We start from the raw sequence: 14,475 nt of genomic DNA on the forward strand, positions 1-14,475 counted from the left end.
GGGCGATGAATCAGCACACGTACGAGCAACCCTCCGTCGTCGGGAAACGACGGCACACCGCAGCGATGTCGCCGGTCCGGAACCCGAGGTTGACGCTGTTCGCCCTGGCGCTGGGCACGTTCGCGATCGGCACCGGCGAGTTCGGCAGCAACGGCATCATCCAGCTGTTCGCCTCCGATCTGGACGTGTCGATCCCGGTCGCCACGCACGCGATCACCGCGTACGCGGTCGGGGTGATCGTCGGCTCCCCGGCGATCACGCTGCTCGCCGCCACGGTGAACCGCCGCCGGCTGCTGCTCGGTCTGATCCTGCTGTTCCTGGTCGGAAACACCCTCTCCGCGCTGGCGCCGGACATCGCGTCGCTCGTGGTGTTCCGGTTCGTCGCCGGCAGCGTGCAGGGCGCGTTCTTCGGCGCCGGTGCCGTCGTCGCCGCATACGTGTACGGCCCGGGCAGGGGTGGCAAGGCGTTCGCCACCGTGATGGGTGGGCTCACCGTCGCCACCATCGTCGGATCACCGCTCGCCACCTTCATCGGCCAGCACGCCGGCTGGCGCGTCATGTACTGGACCGTGGCCGCTGTGGGCCTGCTCGCCGGCGCCGCCCTGATGGCGTGGCTGCCGCGTACCGACGAACTGCACGGGAGTTCCGTCGCGCGCGAACTCGGCGCGATCCGCCGGCGCGAGGTCTGGCTGGTGGTCGCCGTGGCGGCGCTCGGCATTTCGAGCATCTTCGCCGTGTACACCTTCATCGGCCCGTTCGTCACCGACGCCGCGCGGCAGGACGCCTCGGTCATCCCGCTAGCGCTCGCCGTCTTCGGTCTCGGCATGGCGGCCGGCAATCATCTCGGCGGGCGCGTCGCCGACCGGTACGACCACCACGGCCTGATCGTCGGCTACGGCGGGGTGCTGGTGCTGCTGGTGCTGATCGGTACGGCCGGCGACCGCCTCGCGGTTCTGCTGCCCTGCCTGTTCGGTGTCGGCGCGACGATGATGGCCGCGATCCCCACCATCCAGGTCCGGCTGACCAGTTTCGCGCCGGACGCGCCGACGCTGATGGGTGCGCTCAATCTCGCCGCGCTCAACCTGGCCAACGCGCTCGGCGCGATCGGCGGCGCGATCGCCATCGACGCCGGCTGGGGCACCCTGTCCACCGTCTGGGCCGGCTTCGCGCTCACCACGGCCGGGCTGCTGCTCTACCTGGTGACCGTCGCACGTCCCAGGATTGGTGGCCGCGATGGCACTCTCCGATGAACAGCTCGGCCGGCTCGTCGGCTACGGCGTCACCGAGCACGCCGAGGCCGGGCGGATCCTGTACGCGACCGGCGACGACACCTACGACCTCTTCCTGCTCCGGACGGCGACGGTGGACATCGTCCGGGACGCGACGGGAACCGAGCCGGAACGACTGATCTTCCACGGTGGCCCCGGGGATTTCCTCGGCGAGCTCAGCCTGCTGACCGGGCAGCACGTCTACCTCACCGCCCGGGTGGTGACCGCCGGGACCGTCGTCCGGGTCGGCGCGGAAGGGCTGCGCCGGGTCCTCGCCGAACACGACGACCTCGCCGACCTGCTGCTGCACGCGTTCCGGGAACGACGAGACGTCATCGGCGCCGCCGCCGGCAACACGCTGAGGATCTACGCCCGACCGGACGCGGTGGAGTCGCTCGCACTGCGGACGTACGTGACCCAGCTGCTGCTGCCGCACACCTGGGACGACTCGCCGGGACCCGGGCTCGCGGACGACGACCTGCCGGCGGCGATCGTCGACGGTGCGGTGTTGCGGCGAGCGACTCCCGGGACGGTCGCGAAGGCGCTCGGCCTCACCTACCGGCCCGGCCGATCCCCGGTCGACGTGGTCGTCGTGGGCGCCGGCCCCGCAGGTCTGGCCGCCGCCGTGTACGCCGCTTCGGAGGGTCTCGCCACCGTCCTGCTGGACCGGCACGGGCTCGGCGGACAGGCCGCGACGAGCGCGCGCATCGAGAACTACCTCGGCTTCCCGCACGGGGTCAGCGGAGCGAACCTCACCCGGCTCGCGATGCTGCAGGCGCTGAAGTTCGGCGTACGCATGCACTCGCCCTGTGCGGCCGCGGGCCTCGACCTCGCGGACGACCGGCGCCCGGCGGTGCTGCTGGCCGACGGCACCCGCGTCGAGTGCCGTGCGGTGATCGCCGCCACCGGGGCGCAGTACCGGCGCCTCGACATTCCCCGGCGGACGACGTTCGAGCAGTCCGGCTGCATCAGGTACGCGGCGACCGAACTGGAGGTGCGGGGGTACGACGATCGACCGGTGGCGGTCGTCGGGGGCGCCAATTCGGCCGGGCAGGCGGCTCTGTCCCTCGCCGCCCGGGGGGCCGACGTCGACCTCGTCCTCCGTGGTGGCGCGCTCGGGAGCAGGATGTCGTCCTACCTGGCGGACCGGATCCGGGCACACGCCAGGATCCGGGTGCACACCGGCACCGCGGTACGCGAGCTCGTCGGCGGAGACACCCTCACGTCGATCGTCGTCCAGCGATCGGACGGCAGCCTGGAGTCGCTGGCCTGCCGGGCGGTGTTCTGCTTCATCGGCGCCGACCCGGTCTCGGGCTGGCTCACCGGCGTGGCCCTGGACGACGACGGCTTCGTCCGTACGGAGGGCCGGCTGCCGTTCCAGACGAGTGCACCACGGGTGTTCGCCGTCGGCGACCTGCGCTCGGGCTCGACGAAACGGGTGGCCGCCGCCGTCGGCGACGGTGCCGGCGCGGTCTCCTCGGTCCACGCGGCACTCGGCGGGGACTGATGGGGCTCAGCCGAGCGAGGCCGCGAACTCCTCCGATGGGGCTCAGTCGAGCGAGGCCGCGAACTCCTCGGCCCGGCGGGCGAAGAGGTGCGTCTCGCGTTCGGCGGACCAGGCTCGGGCCGCTTCGGCGGCGGCCCGGACGACGTCGACGGGTTCGCCCCGGGCGTGCAGCAGGCGCGCCCGCAGCAGGCGGACGAGTCCTTCGGCGTAGCGCTGGCCGTGGGCGTCGAGCGCCCGCTCCGCCCGGTCGAGGGCGGTGCCGGCCTCGTCCGGCCGCCCGGCGGCCAGCCACATCTCGGCGAGCAGCCCGTTGTGGTACGCGATGCCCCACCGCGGCGGGTCGACCAGCGTCGTGGCCAGCAGTTGTTCGGCCTCGGCCGCGATCGGAGCCGGATCGTCGCCGGTGAGGGCTCGGGCCCAGTACCAGTTCAGCCGTACGTAGTGCTCCTGCTGGACTGCGGTGCGGCCGGTGCCCATGGCCATCCACCGGTCGATCGTGCGGATCACCCAGCCCGCGTCACCGGCCATGGAGGCGATGATGGTGATGTAGTAGGCCCAGGTCGCGACCCCCAGCGGGTCGGCCGGGCCGTTCCACTCGTCGATCATGGTGCCCGCCGTCGCGGCGTCACCGTGCAGTGCGGTCACGACGGCCCGCCAGCCGGGCCACTCACCCGAGACGTCACGCCGGACGGGGCTTTCGCTGTGCGACGAGACGGCGCCGTGCAGCACGGCGGGGTCGTTCGCCATGAAGTACCGGTACGCCTCGCCGATGTTGCCGATGTCCCACTGGTGCAGGCCCCAGGCCTGCCGGCCGTACACCCGCAGGATCGGATCGGAGGACGCCTCCCCCTGCTCGTACAGCCGGCGGACCAGAAGTTCGCGGTCCGGCTCCAGGAAGGTGTACGCCCCGAACAGGCGAGCCAACAGCAGGCCGGCGGCCTCGACGTCGCGGCCGAGCTGGCGGGCCAGGTGTTCGGCACGCTCCAGCAGATCGAACGTCGTGCCGCCGAACCCGGCCTGCCGGCGCGGGGCGATGGCGAGCAGCGAGAGCGCGGACAGCTCCAGCACCGGCAGGCCGGCCTTCCGCGCGACCTGGGCGGCCGTCTCCAGATGCCGGTCGGCGGCCGCGAACGCGAGCTTGGTCGCCGCGCGACGACCGGCGCGCTTGAGCGCCTCCGCGGTGCGAACCGGGTCGGCCAGGGGGCCGGCGGCCCACAGGTGGTAGGCGAGGCGCTCGGTGCTGGACTCGTCGTCGGCCTGGCTCGTTTCGAGCGAGTCCGCGATGCGCAGGTGCAGCCGCATCGCCCGCTGCTGCGCCGTCGCCTCCATGATCGACTCGCGTACCAGGTCGTGTGCGAAGCGCAACGAGAACGGGTCCTCGGGCCTCGTTTCGAGCAGACCGAGCGCATGCGGCGGTTCGAGGCGTTCGAGGCAGTCTGCGGCGTCGGCGTCGGCGTCGGCGGCTCGGGCGAGCAGACCGAGGTCGACGTCGCGGCCGATGAGCGCGGCGAGCTGCAACAGGTCGAGGGCACCGTCGTCGAGGCCGGCCATCCGGCCACGGACGACGTCGCGCACCGTCGACGGCACCCCGACCCGCACCGGCGCCTCGTCGGCGAGCGCGCCACGGTCGTTGAGCAGCCGGGACAGTTCCCGGACGTAGAACGGATTGCCGGCGGTCCGGGCGTGGATGCTGCGGGCGATCTCGGCGCCGGGCTCGTGGCCGGCTTCGCGACGGATGAGTTCGGCCACCTCGGGGAGGCTGAGCGGGCCGAGTCGGATCCTTCGGTGGCCGGGCAGCCGGCTGGCGGCGGCCAGCACCCGTGAAAGCTCGGAGCCCGGTGCGGGCGCCCGATCGCGCAGGGCACCGCTTCCGGGTGGGTTCGTGCAGCCGCCTTCGGCTGGTCCCGGAGGGTTCAGTTCACCCACGTCGGCTGCGGTCACGTCTGCGGAAAGTCCCTCATCCGGCTCAGTGGGAGAGGGCCAAGGTAACCCGCCACCCTGACTCGGTCAGCGGTAGCAGGAGCCAGAACGCGTGACCCGGATGTTCGAGGTCTCCGGCGCCCCGGACCAGGAGCGTGGCCCTGGTGGATCCGATTCTGCGTCGAGATCGGATCCACCAGGGCTGTTCGACCGTCCGTTTCGGCGGCTACTACGAGCGGTACCAGCTCTGTTGCGTGCTGGAGTCGCACGGCGACCACGTACGGAAGCCGTGGCTGTTGCTGTCGTAGAGGCAGGTGTTGGCGACGAGCTGGCTCCTGAATCTGCGCGTCTGGTCCGCCCAGAAGTCGACGTACCAGCTTTGCGCCTTGGTCTCGTTGCACGGCCAGGTGCGGAGGCCGCCGCTGGGGGTGTAGTCGAGGCAGTGGTTGGTGCCGAGGTTCTGGAGCCGGTATGTTTCGTCAGCCCATGCCCGGACGTACCACCGTTGCGAGTTGGTCTGGTTGCACGGCCAGGTCCGTAGTCCTCCGCCGAAGCTGTCATCCATGCAGTTGTTGGTGCTCTGGTTCCGGTAGGTGTAAATGGGATCCGCGGCCTGTGCCGCAGGCCCGACCAGCACTCCCGCGGCGATGATCAACATTCCCGCCAGCACGCCCATCGTCCGTCTCATTCCCATGTCCTTTCATGAGCGGGCCGCAACTTCAGGTCGCGCCCGACTGCTGACAAAACCGGATCAGTGGTTCAGCAGGGATCGATGTAGTAAACATTCGCCCAGTTCCGGAAGCCCTGGTTGGGGGCCGGCTCGCTGTCGGCGATCCACTGACGGGACGCGCCCAGGAAACGAGCGACGGTCCCGTTCCACTGGTTGTTGTGGTAGACGCCGGTGGCGGTCCACTCGGGGGGAACCTTCCGCACGTCGCTGCAGTAGAACTGGTCGATCTTGTCTCCGCCGTAGTTGGAGTACTGCCACGAGCACATGTGCCCGCCGTCGCAGGTCGCGGCGGCGGTCCCGTTGATCTCACGGGCCCGCTGCTCGCCGGGTAGCACCAGCAGGAGGGTCGTGCCCGGGCCGAGCTGGATCTTGTTGGCGGAGATCTGGGTGCCACCCAGTTCGGCCAGCTGGTCGTCGACCCGGGCCTGCAGGGCGTGGGACTCGGCCACAGTCAGTCCGGCGGACGCCGCCTGACCTGCGAAGGCGCGGGTGCCGGTCGAATCCGCCGAGGCACTCGCCGTGCCCACCGCGCTGGTGATGGTGACGAGGATCGTCACGAGTCCGACGGCAATCGCGCGCGGACGATATCGATGCTGGCTCCTGGTCCTGAACATTGACGCTCCCTCCTGGTACGTCCGGCAGACTGAGCTGCGCCGGCTACCGCGAAGGCTGGCAGGGCGACCTGACCAAACCCTTACCAACGTCGGCGGGGTGAGCGGTACCCGGGTCGCGAGCCCGGTGTGGTCAGGCCGGGTCGCTCTGCGGCCGGTGGCCCGACCGGGCGAGCGCGGCGGCGGGATACTCCAGGTCGCGGGCGCCGATCTTGGCCATCAGGGTGTGGGACTCCTGCCAGCAACCGATCGCCTCCGCCGTGGCGCCGAGGGCGTCGAGCCCGACACCCAGCCAGTAGAGCGCCCGAGCGGTGCTGAGATGATCACCGAGGTCTCGCAACGCCACCGCCGCCCGAGCATGCTCGACCGCGGTTTCGTACCGCCCGAGGTTGGCGTTCTGATGGGCCAGGTGGACCTCGAGCGGTGCGATCTGCTGGCGGATGTCATGGTCGACGGCGATTCCCAGCGCCTCCTCAAGAAGGGCGAGCGCCTCCTGCGTCCTGCCCTGCTCGGTGCAGAGCCAGCCGAGGTTGCTCAGGCACACGCAGAGCAGGAACGCGTCGTCCAGTTGTCGGGCCCCGGCCAACGCCAGGCGCATGTGCCTCTCGGACTCGGCCCGATCACCCTTCTGGCCGTACGCGCTCCCGATGTTCAGTCGGCTGACGAACTCCTCCCGTCGCGAACCCAGCTCGACGCTGATCTGCGCGGCGTGCTCCATCCACCGGATCGCCTCGTCGAAGTCCCGCATCAACGAGTGGGCCACGCCGAGCCCGTTGGCCATCAGCCGTTCACCGTCGGGCCGACCATCCAGCCGAGCCGCGACCACCCCTGACTCGTGGGTCGCCCGCAGCGTGGTCAGATCGTGGGTACGGAGGAGAAAGCTGTACTGGCATCCGGCGAGCTGCCAGGTCTCGCGCACCAGGCCGAGGTCATCGCTGATCCTGACCAACGCCACCAGGTTGCCGCCCTCCATGTGGAACCACACGGCGGCGGCGTCCGGCGAATCGAACGTGGGCACCCGTGGAAGTGGATGCTCGATCCGCATGGGTACCGAGACGCGGAACCGGTCGTACACGGCCTGAGCGGCCATCGCCTGCTGGACGTACGCGTCGGCGAGCCGTCCCACCGCGACGCGGCGCTCCTGCTCGGAGTCCTCCTCCTCGGCCCGTTCGATGCCGTAGAGCCGCAGCAGGTCGTGCATCTGATACCGGCCCGTGCCGTCGTCGTCGAGGAGGTGCAGCTCCATCAGGTCCGCGATGGCATCCAGGCTGCGGCTCTCGGTCCAGCCCAGCAGGGCTGCGACAGCCGTCGCCGGCAGCACGGTGTTCGCCACGAGTCCCATCGTCCGGAACACCCTCGCCGTCGTGGCGGAGAGCGCGCGATACGACACGGCAAAGGCACTCCGTACGGCGGCGTCGCCTTCGACGGTGAGCCCGGACAGACGCGCCCTGGCGTCCGCGAGTTCCAGCAGCAGCTCGCCGACTGCCCGGCGCTCGTCCACCACGATCCGGGCGGCGGCGATACGCAGGGCCAGCGGCAGGTTCCCGCAGTGCGCCGCCAGTCGGAGGATCTGTTCGCGGCCCGCGACAGCCGCCCGATCCGCACCGATCATCGTCGCCACCAGCTCGTACGCCTCGTCGTCGGACATCAGTCCCAACCGCAGGCTCTGCGCCCCCTCGTGGGCCACCAGACCGTCGAGGCGATGCCGGCTGGTGACGACCGTCAGGCAGCGCGTCGATGCCGGAAGGAGCGGCCGGACCTGCTCGGAGGAGGCGGCGTTGTCGAGCAGGACCAACACGTGCCTGTTCGCGAGCACCGAGCGGTACATGGCCGACGCCTCGTCAAGGTCGAGCGGGATGCGCTCCGGTGGCACGTTCAGCGATCGCAGCAACTGGCCGAGTGCGTCGATCGGACGGGTCGGCGCGCCGGGCCCGTAGCCGCGGAGATTCACGAACAGCTGACCACCCGGGTAGTGCCGGGCCGCCCGGTGCGCCCAGTGCACGGCCAGCGCCGTCTTCCCGATCCCGCCGATCCCGCCGATGGTGCAGACCGCGGCCACGCCGGACGACCCACCGTCGCCGCCGACCAGGGCGTCCAGGGCCGCGAGGTCCTCCTGCCGCCCGACGAAACCGGGGATGTCACGGGGGAGACGTCGCGGGGTGCCGGTGGCCATGTCACCGCCGGTGGGCGCGGGCAACATCAGTGCCGGGTCGTCGTCGAGGATCCGTCGGTGCAGGCGCCGGAGATCCTGTCCGGGCTCGACACCGAACTCCTCGACCAGGGCCCGGCGGGCGACCCGGTACGCCTCCAGGGCTTCCGTTCGTCGACCCGCGCGGGTCAGAGCCAGCATGAACAGTTCGATGCCGTGCTCCCGGGTCGGGAACTCCCGGACCAAGTCGGCCAGCAGACCCACCACCCGGAGATGCTCACCCGCGGCCAGTTCGGCTTCGACACGCCGCTCGAACGCGGCGAGCCGGTTCTCCTCCAGACCGCGCCCGAGTCGTTGGCGAAGTTCCTCGTTCGCGACCCCGGCCAGCAGTGGGCCCTGCCACAGATCGAGGGCTGCCGCCAGGGCGTACGCGCGGCTCGCCGGGTCGGCGATCGTGCTCGTACGCTCGACCTCGGCGGTGAACCGGTGGAGGTCGACCGCCGCCGGGTCCACGTCGATCAGATAGCCCGCGTGCCGGGTGACGATGCGCACGCCGTACGGAGCGAGCCGCCGCCTCAGCCTTGCGACGTACGTGTGGAGGGTCGCCCTACGCTCCGCCGCCTCGGCATCCATCCACAGCAACTCGATCAGGCGCTCCGCCAGCACCACCCGGCCCGGCTCCAACAGCAGCAGTCCCAGCAGACAGCGCTCCTGTCGGCGGCCCAGCTCGACCGGGCTGCCGCGGTGGCTGGCCGCGACCTTTCCGAGCACCTGAAACTCCACGCGGCGCAGCGTAACCGAGCACTTCTCGCATCCGGCCGCATCGGCGAACCACGCCTTCATGGCCGGCTGCTACCCGTTCCGGCGCTTCGTGCTTCCCGGTCGTCGTACCGAACACCGGAGACCCGTTCTCTGTCGCCCACCGCCGCGTCGTGACCTCCGCCTCCGCACCGTGTCTCCCGGAACGCGCCCCAGGTCGGTGCCGAGGCGCCGCCGCCCCGACCAGGCCGCCAGCCGGTCACCCCACTGGGTCAGCACCGCCAGCGCACCCCGGCCATCGCCACCACCAGCCCGAACGGGATGCCGGCGGTCGAGTTGACGCAGAACACCGAGTCGCGGCGCGGATTCCCGATGAACGCGTCCAGCGATGACCAATGGCGGCGGGCGGCGACGGGCACGTCGATGACCTGCGGTCGCGCCCGAATTCCGGCAGACATGTGACCGGCCGGTAAGATGCCTCGGGCAGGGACCTGAGTGAGAATGGACCACCCCGGACTCTGCTCGACCCCGGAAGGACCACCCCTTGGCCAGTGGACTCGTAGCCCTGCTGGATGACGTGGCGGTGCTGGCTCGCGCCGCCGCCGCGTCGGTCGACGACATCGGGGCGGCTGCCGCGAAGGCCGGCGCCAAGGCCGTGGGCGTCGTCGTCGACGATGCCGCCGTGACGCCGCAGTACGTGCGGAGCCTGGCGGCCGAGCGCGAGTTGCCGATCATCAAGCGCATCGCCCTGGGGTCGCTGCGCAACAAGTTCTTCTTCATCCTGCCGGCTGTGCTGCTGCTCAGCCAGTTCGTGCCCTGGCTGCTCACGCCGATCCTCATGCTCGGCGGCGCCTATCTGTGCTACGAGGGCGCGGAGAAGGTGTGGGCCAGGATCGCCCATCACGACGCCCACGGAGCGGGCGAGGAGACGCTGCCGGACGAGAAGACGCTGGTGGCCGGGGCCGTACGGACCGACCTGATCCTCTCGGCGGAGATCATGGTCATCGCCCTCAACGAGGTGGTCGACCAGCCGTTCTGGTCCCGCCTGACGATCCTGGCTCTCGTCGCCGTCGTCATCACCGTTCTGGTGTACGGCGTCGTGGCCCTGATCGTGCGGATGGACGACGCCGGGCTGCGCCTGGCGCAACTGTCCGGCGTGGCCGCCCGGTTCGGCCGTGGTCTGGTGAAGGCGATGCCGGTGGTTCTCACCGTACTGACGGTGGTCGGCACCGCCGCGATGCTGTGGGTGGGCGGACACATCCTGCTGGTGGGCTCGGACGAGCTGGGCCTGCACGCTCTGTACGGGGCCGTGCACCACGTGGAGGAAGCCGCTCACGACGCCACCGGTGTTGTCGGTGGTCTCGTCGGTTGGCTCGTCAACACGGTGGCCAGCGCGATCCTCGGGCTGATCGTCGGGGCGCTGGTCGTGCTGGTCATGACCTTCACGCTCCACCGTCGCAAGTCCAAGCCGGTCGCCACGGCGGACGCGACTCCCGCCGACGGCACCGTCCCCGCGACGCCCCGAGAGGCAGCTCCGCGTGAGGATGCTTCCCCGGACGGGGCGCCGCGCGCCTGATCGCGGGATCACCGGCAACTCGGCCCCACGGTCAGTCGTCCTTCGTCGCAGGCCAGTGACCCGACCGGGGCGACCATCACGACCCGGCTCGTCGAACGCGCCACCGATCTTCCGGTGCCGAACATCTGTGTCTTTGCCACTCCGGTACTGAACTTCAGCTGGCCGGACCTCTGCCCGGCCCGCAGCGGCGCCGACGGTCGCACTCAGGTGGAGGTGCCGGTCGGTGTCGGCAGACAGGTGGGCAACCCGGCGTAGACGTCATCGGGCAGCGGCACGCGGCTGACGAGCCGGTCGAGGAGGCGTCGCGCGGGCCGGACGGCGCAGGTACCACTCGGCGACGGCAAGGTTGATCAGCCAACCGGCGAGCACCAGCCCGGCCCGAACGTTGCCGTCGGGCTGCTCACCGGTCGCCAGGAGGTACGGCGCGTGCGTGAACGCCTGGGTGCCGGCGCCGAGGCCGATCGCGTAGCCGCGCACCATCCACGCCCGGTGCCGGGTGAAGTCGCGGCGCAGTACGGCGGCGAGGCCGAGCAGGATAGAGGCGGCCATCGCCGAGCCGAAGACGAGTCGCATGCCGGCGAGCACGTCGTTGTCATGGGCCGGCAGGTCGTACGCGAAGGTCATCCACAGGCCGGAGAGGGCGACGGTGAGCCCGCAGGGGACGAGTACCCGGCCGGCGAGGCGGTGCCAGCGGCGGCGACGCAGACCGGGTACGAACTGGAAGGCGCCGAGGACCGTGTAGACCACCGCACCGACGATGTGCAGCACCACGGGGGTCGGGTCGGCGACGAAGCGGGCGTTCGCCGGAGTGAGCTCCGGTCCGGTGCCCAGTTCGGTGAGCCGCCCCGCGCCGGCGATCATCGGTATCAGGCCCAGCAGGATCAACGCGGCCGGTAGCCGCCACTCGCGCACTGTCATGCCATCGATGGTGGACGCCGTACCCGCCCCGGTTCATCGGCGGATGGACCGGGATCTGGCCGGCCCATGGTCGTACGCCGTCGTCGTACTTTCGCCGGGGTGTGGGGCGTGCCGTCACCAGCGCGCCCGCCTGCGGTTGGTCTCGTACGCCCACATCGCGACCTCGACCCGGTTACGCACGCCGAGCTTGGTCATCAGGCTGGTGACGTGCGACTTGACGGTGCTCAGCGTGATGTGGAGCTCGCCCGCGATCTCCCTGTTGGTGTGTCCCCGGGCGACCGCGACCAGTACCTGCTCCTCCCGGTCGGTGAGCCCCTCGATCGGCTGTTTCGGCGGTGCGACGGGACCCGCGTCGGCGAACGCCTTCAGCAGCCGGGTGGTGACGCTCGGCGCGATCAGCGCGTCCCCGTTGGCGGCCGCGTGCACGGCCTGGCTGAGCAGGTCGGGGCCGGCCTCCTTGAGCAGGAAGCCGCGTGCGCCGGCGCGCAGTGCGGCGTACACGTGGTCGTCGAGGTCGAAGGTCGTGATGACGACCACCGCGAGTGGCTCCGCGACCGAGGGTCCGGCGAGCGCGCGGGTGGCCTCGATGCCGTCCATGCCGGGCATACGGATGTCGAAGAGGCACACGTCCGGGCGGAGCCGCCGGGCGAGTTCGACCGCCTGTCGGCCGTCGACGGCCTCGCCGACGACCTCGATGCCGGGCTGGGCGTTCAGGATGATGGTGAGGCCGGTGCGGACGATCTCCTGGTCGTCCGCGACGAGGACGCGCACCGTCACGTGCCGATCCCCGCTCGCGGGAGCACGGCCGTGACGGTCCATCCACGGCCCGGGTCGGGGCCGGCGGCGCAGGTGCCGCCGAGCAGGTCGGCGCGCTCCATCATGCCCATCAGGCCGAAGCCGGGCGAGCCGGTCGGGCGGGTGCCGGCCTCGCCGTCGTCGCTGACCCGCAGGCGTACGGAGGTGTCGTCGGCCGCGACGCTGACCTCGATGCGGGTGGCGTGACGGGCGTGGCGGCGGGCGTTGGTGACCGACTCCTGGGCCAGGCGGTAGAGCGCGGAGCCGACCGTGGGCGGAAGGTCGCCGAGGTCGCCGTGGATGTTCACGTCGACGGCCGGCCCGGCGTGGAAGCGCCCGGCGAGCCGCTCGATGTCGGCGACCCGTGGGTTGGGCGCCAGGTCGGCGGGCTGGTCGCGGCGCAGGACGCGGACCATCGCGCGCATCTCGGCGAGCGCACGGGACGCCTCGGCCTCGATCACGCGGAGTGCCTCGACGGCGGCGGCCGGCTGACCGGCCGAGGCGGCGATGCCGGCCTGGGCACGGATCGCCATCGCCGACACGTGGTGGGCGACGGTGTCGTGCAGGTCACGGGCGAGCCGTTCGCGCTCCAGCAGCTTGACCCGATCGAGCTCGCGCAGCCGGACGGTGGCACGGAAGCGGATCGCGGTGCCCAGCGTGGCGGCGGCGAACATCACCGCGAAGCCGGCGACCAACTCGCCCACGTCGATCGAGCCGGCCAGGCCGGCGGCGGCCACCTTGGCCACCACGAAGGGCGAACCGATCACGACGTCCCGGCCGGAGCCCCAGCGGAACAGCGCGTAGACCAGGAGGACCAGGAAACTCGCCGTGAACATCCGGCAGGCATCGCCGGGCAGCACGAACGGGGCGACCGTGGTGAAGCCGAACGCGGTCGCCACCATCGCGAGCGGCTCCGTACGCCGCCACAGCAGCGTGGGCAGCAGCGCGAGCGCGACGATGAGGCAACCCACCCGCCACGGCAGGTCGGGCCGGAGAATCCCCTCCACCACGATCGCCGGCGCGAGGACCGCGATCAGGGCCCAGTCGCGCCAGACCCGGAACGGGGCGTGGGGGACACGCGGCTCGGCCAACACACCGTGCAGGCGAGGGTGCATGGAACCATCGTACGAACGGTGGTGCGAATCCAGATCGTCCCAAAGTACGACGACTGATTCGTCCGTGACACGATCAGGGGATTCTGTTCCGGTAGCGCTGCCGGGCAGAACGGGTCGTCCTAGTGTCAGCACGTCCAACCCCCACGTTCTCCGGCTGGCGACCCGGTTCCCCGCGAATGCTGGGCGCCCGGCCCTGTTCGGACCGCAACACGAAGGGCGAACATGGGCGACAACGGGCGAGCCGAGCAGATGCACAGGCGACAATTCGTCAAGTTCTCGGGAGTCGCCGGCACCACCGGACTCCTGGGGCTGGTCGGGGCGGACCGAGCGCTGGCCGACGGGGGACGGCCCACCGATCCCTCGCTGCCGGCCCCTGCCGATCCTGGCGGCCTCTCCTGTCCGGCACCGTCGAACCTGTGCGGATTCCCCGGCGACACCGCAGGCAGGTACGACCTCTGGGACAGGGTGCAGGTCTGCCTGGGAACCAGGAGTACGCCGCCGACCAACTGCCTGCGAACGACCGCCACCTATGTGGTGCTGCACGGCTCACCGCAGACCGATCACAATTTCCTGCTGCTCCCCACCTGCCGCGTCAAGGGCATCGAATGCCCGTTCGTCGTGACCTCCAGCGCGCCGAACTACTGGCTGGAGGCGTGGGACAACGCCCAGCCGGGACAACCCGGGCACGTGGTCTATCCGCAGATCGGTCTGGGAGTCAACTCGGCCGGTGACCGACAGCAGGACCAGCTCCACATTCACCTGGCCGGAATGCACTCGGGAGTCCAGACACAACTCAACATGCACGACAGCTCGATCACCAACAATCCGGCGAGCTGGCGGAGCCAGATCGTTCCGATCTGGGGTCTCACGGGCACCGGGATGTCGGCTCCCCGTTCGTACCGGGTGCTGCAGGTCGCGAACCTGAACCGCAACCTCTTCACGCTGCTGCGCGACTACGTGGTCGCACCGACCGGAGCGGACATGGGAGCGCAGATGTTGGCGGTGACACCTCGGCTGACGGGCAACGGGGGCTTCTACGTCCTGAACAGCGAACCCGGTCTGCAAACCCCACCCGGCCAACCGGGCGGCACCGGTACGGTCGATCTCCTGCTCGCCTACGCGTAAGC

General features: G+C 70.9%; 12 protein-coding genes. 4 read left to right on the top strand and 8 right to left on the bottom strand.

Features of this window, described 5'->3' with window-relative positions; all coding sequences use genetic code 11:
- Window positions 1-5 precede the first annotated feature (5 nt).
- Entirely contained in the window at window positions 6-1,250 is a 1,245-nt protein-coding gene (locus ACZ6QQ_RS31305; protein ID WP_465881187.1) for an MFS transporter, read from the top strand.
- The gene (locus ACZ6QQ_RS31310; protein ID WP_465881188.1) at window positions 1,234-2,775 is read left to right on the top strand and encodes an FAD-dependent oxidoreductase; all 1,542 of its coding nucleotides are present in this window, start codon (window positions 1,234-1,236) and stop codon (window positions 2,773-2,775) included. Before ACZ6QQ_RS31305 ends, ACZ6QQ_RS31310 begins: the two co-directional genes overlap by 17 nt.
- Window positions 2,776-2,817: 42 nt before the next feature.
- On the opposite strand, the gene ACZ6QQ_RS31315 is transcribed toward ACZ6QQ_RS31310, so the two are convergent.
- The 5 genes from ACZ6QQ_RS31315 to ACZ6QQ_RS31335 form a co-directional block, all read right to left on the bottom strand.
- Window positions 2,818-4,593, bottom strand: a complete 1,776-nt coding sequence (locus tag ACZ6QQ_RS31315) for an ATP-binding protein (protein WP_465881189.1) — start codon at window positions 4,591-4,593, stop codon at window positions 2,818-2,820.
- A 331-nt stretch (window positions 4,594-4,924) separates the two neighbouring features.
- Window positions 4,925-5,383, bottom strand: a complete 459-nt coding sequence (locus tag ACZ6QQ_RS31320; RefSeq protein ID WP_465881190.1) for an RICIN domain-containing protein — start codon at window positions 5,381-5,383, stop codon at window positions 4,925-4,927.
- Between the two features lie 71 nt (window positions 5,384-5,454).
- Window positions 5,455-5,982, bottom strand: coding sequence for a hypothetical protein (locus ACZ6QQ_RS31325; RefSeq protein ID WP_465881192.1), 528 nt, complete (start codon window positions 5,980-5,982; stop codon window positions 5,455-5,457).
- Between the two features lie 187 nt (window positions 5,983-6,169).
- Entirely contained in the window at window positions 6,170-8,968 is a 2,799-nt protein-coding gene (locus ACZ6QQ_RS31330) for an AfsR/SARP family transcriptional regulator (RefSeq protein WP_465881193.1), read from the bottom strand.
- Between the two features lie 248 nt (window positions 8,969-9,216).
- Window positions 9,217-9,402, bottom strand: coding sequence for a hypothetical protein (locus ACZ6QQ_RS31335; protein ID WP_465881194.1), 186 nt, complete (start codon window positions 9,400-9,402; stop codon window positions 9,217-9,219).
- 86 nt (window positions 9,403-9,488) lie between these two features.
- Here ACZ6QQ_RS31335 and ACZ6QQ_RS31340 point away from each other — a divergent pair, with 86 nt between their 5' ends.
- On the top strand, window positions 9,489-10,520 hold the full coding sequence (locus tag ACZ6QQ_RS31340; protein WP_465881195.1) for a DUF808 domain-containing protein: 1,032 nt from the start codon (window positions 9,489-9,491) through the stop codon (window positions 10,518-10,520).
- A 258-nt stretch (window positions 10,521-10,778) separates the two neighbouring features.
- Here ACZ6QQ_RS31340 and ACZ6QQ_RS31345 read toward each other — a convergent pair whose 3' ends face one another.
- From ACZ6QQ_RS31345 to ACZ6QQ_RS31355, 3 genes are all read right to left on the bottom strand, one after another.
- On the bottom strand, window positions 10,779-11,438 hold the full coding sequence (locus tag ACZ6QQ_RS31345; RefSeq protein WP_465881196.1) for a DUF2306 domain-containing protein: 660 nt from the start codon (window positions 11,436-11,438) through the stop codon (window positions 10,779-10,781).
- A 114-nt stretch (window positions 11,439-11,552) separates the two neighbouring features.
- Entirely contained in the window at window positions 11,553-12,215 is a 663-nt protein-coding gene (locus ACZ6QQ_RS31350) for a response regulator (protein ID WP_465881197.1), read from the bottom strand.
- A complete protein-coding gene (locus ACZ6QQ_RS31355; RefSeq protein ID WP_465881199.1) occupies window positions 12,212-13,348 on the bottom strand; it encodes a sensor histidine kinase in 1,137 nt (378 codons plus the stop codon). Before ACZ6QQ_RS31355 ends, ACZ6QQ_RS31350 begins: the two co-directional genes overlap by 4 nt.
- A gap of 249 nt (window positions 13,349-13,597) precedes the next feature.
- Between ACZ6QQ_RS31355 and ACZ6QQ_RS31360 the strand changes: the two genes are divergently transcribed.
- The gene (locus ACZ6QQ_RS31360; protein ID WP_465881200.1) at window positions 13,598-14,473 is read left to right on the top strand and encodes a CDP-diacylglycerol diphosphatase; all 876 of its coding nucleotides are present in this window, start codon (window positions 13,598-13,600) and stop codon (window positions 14,471-14,473) included.
- Window positions 14,474-14,475 lie beyond the last annotated feature (2 nt).

The organism is Micromonospora sp. NPDC049529, assembly GCF_055586685.1.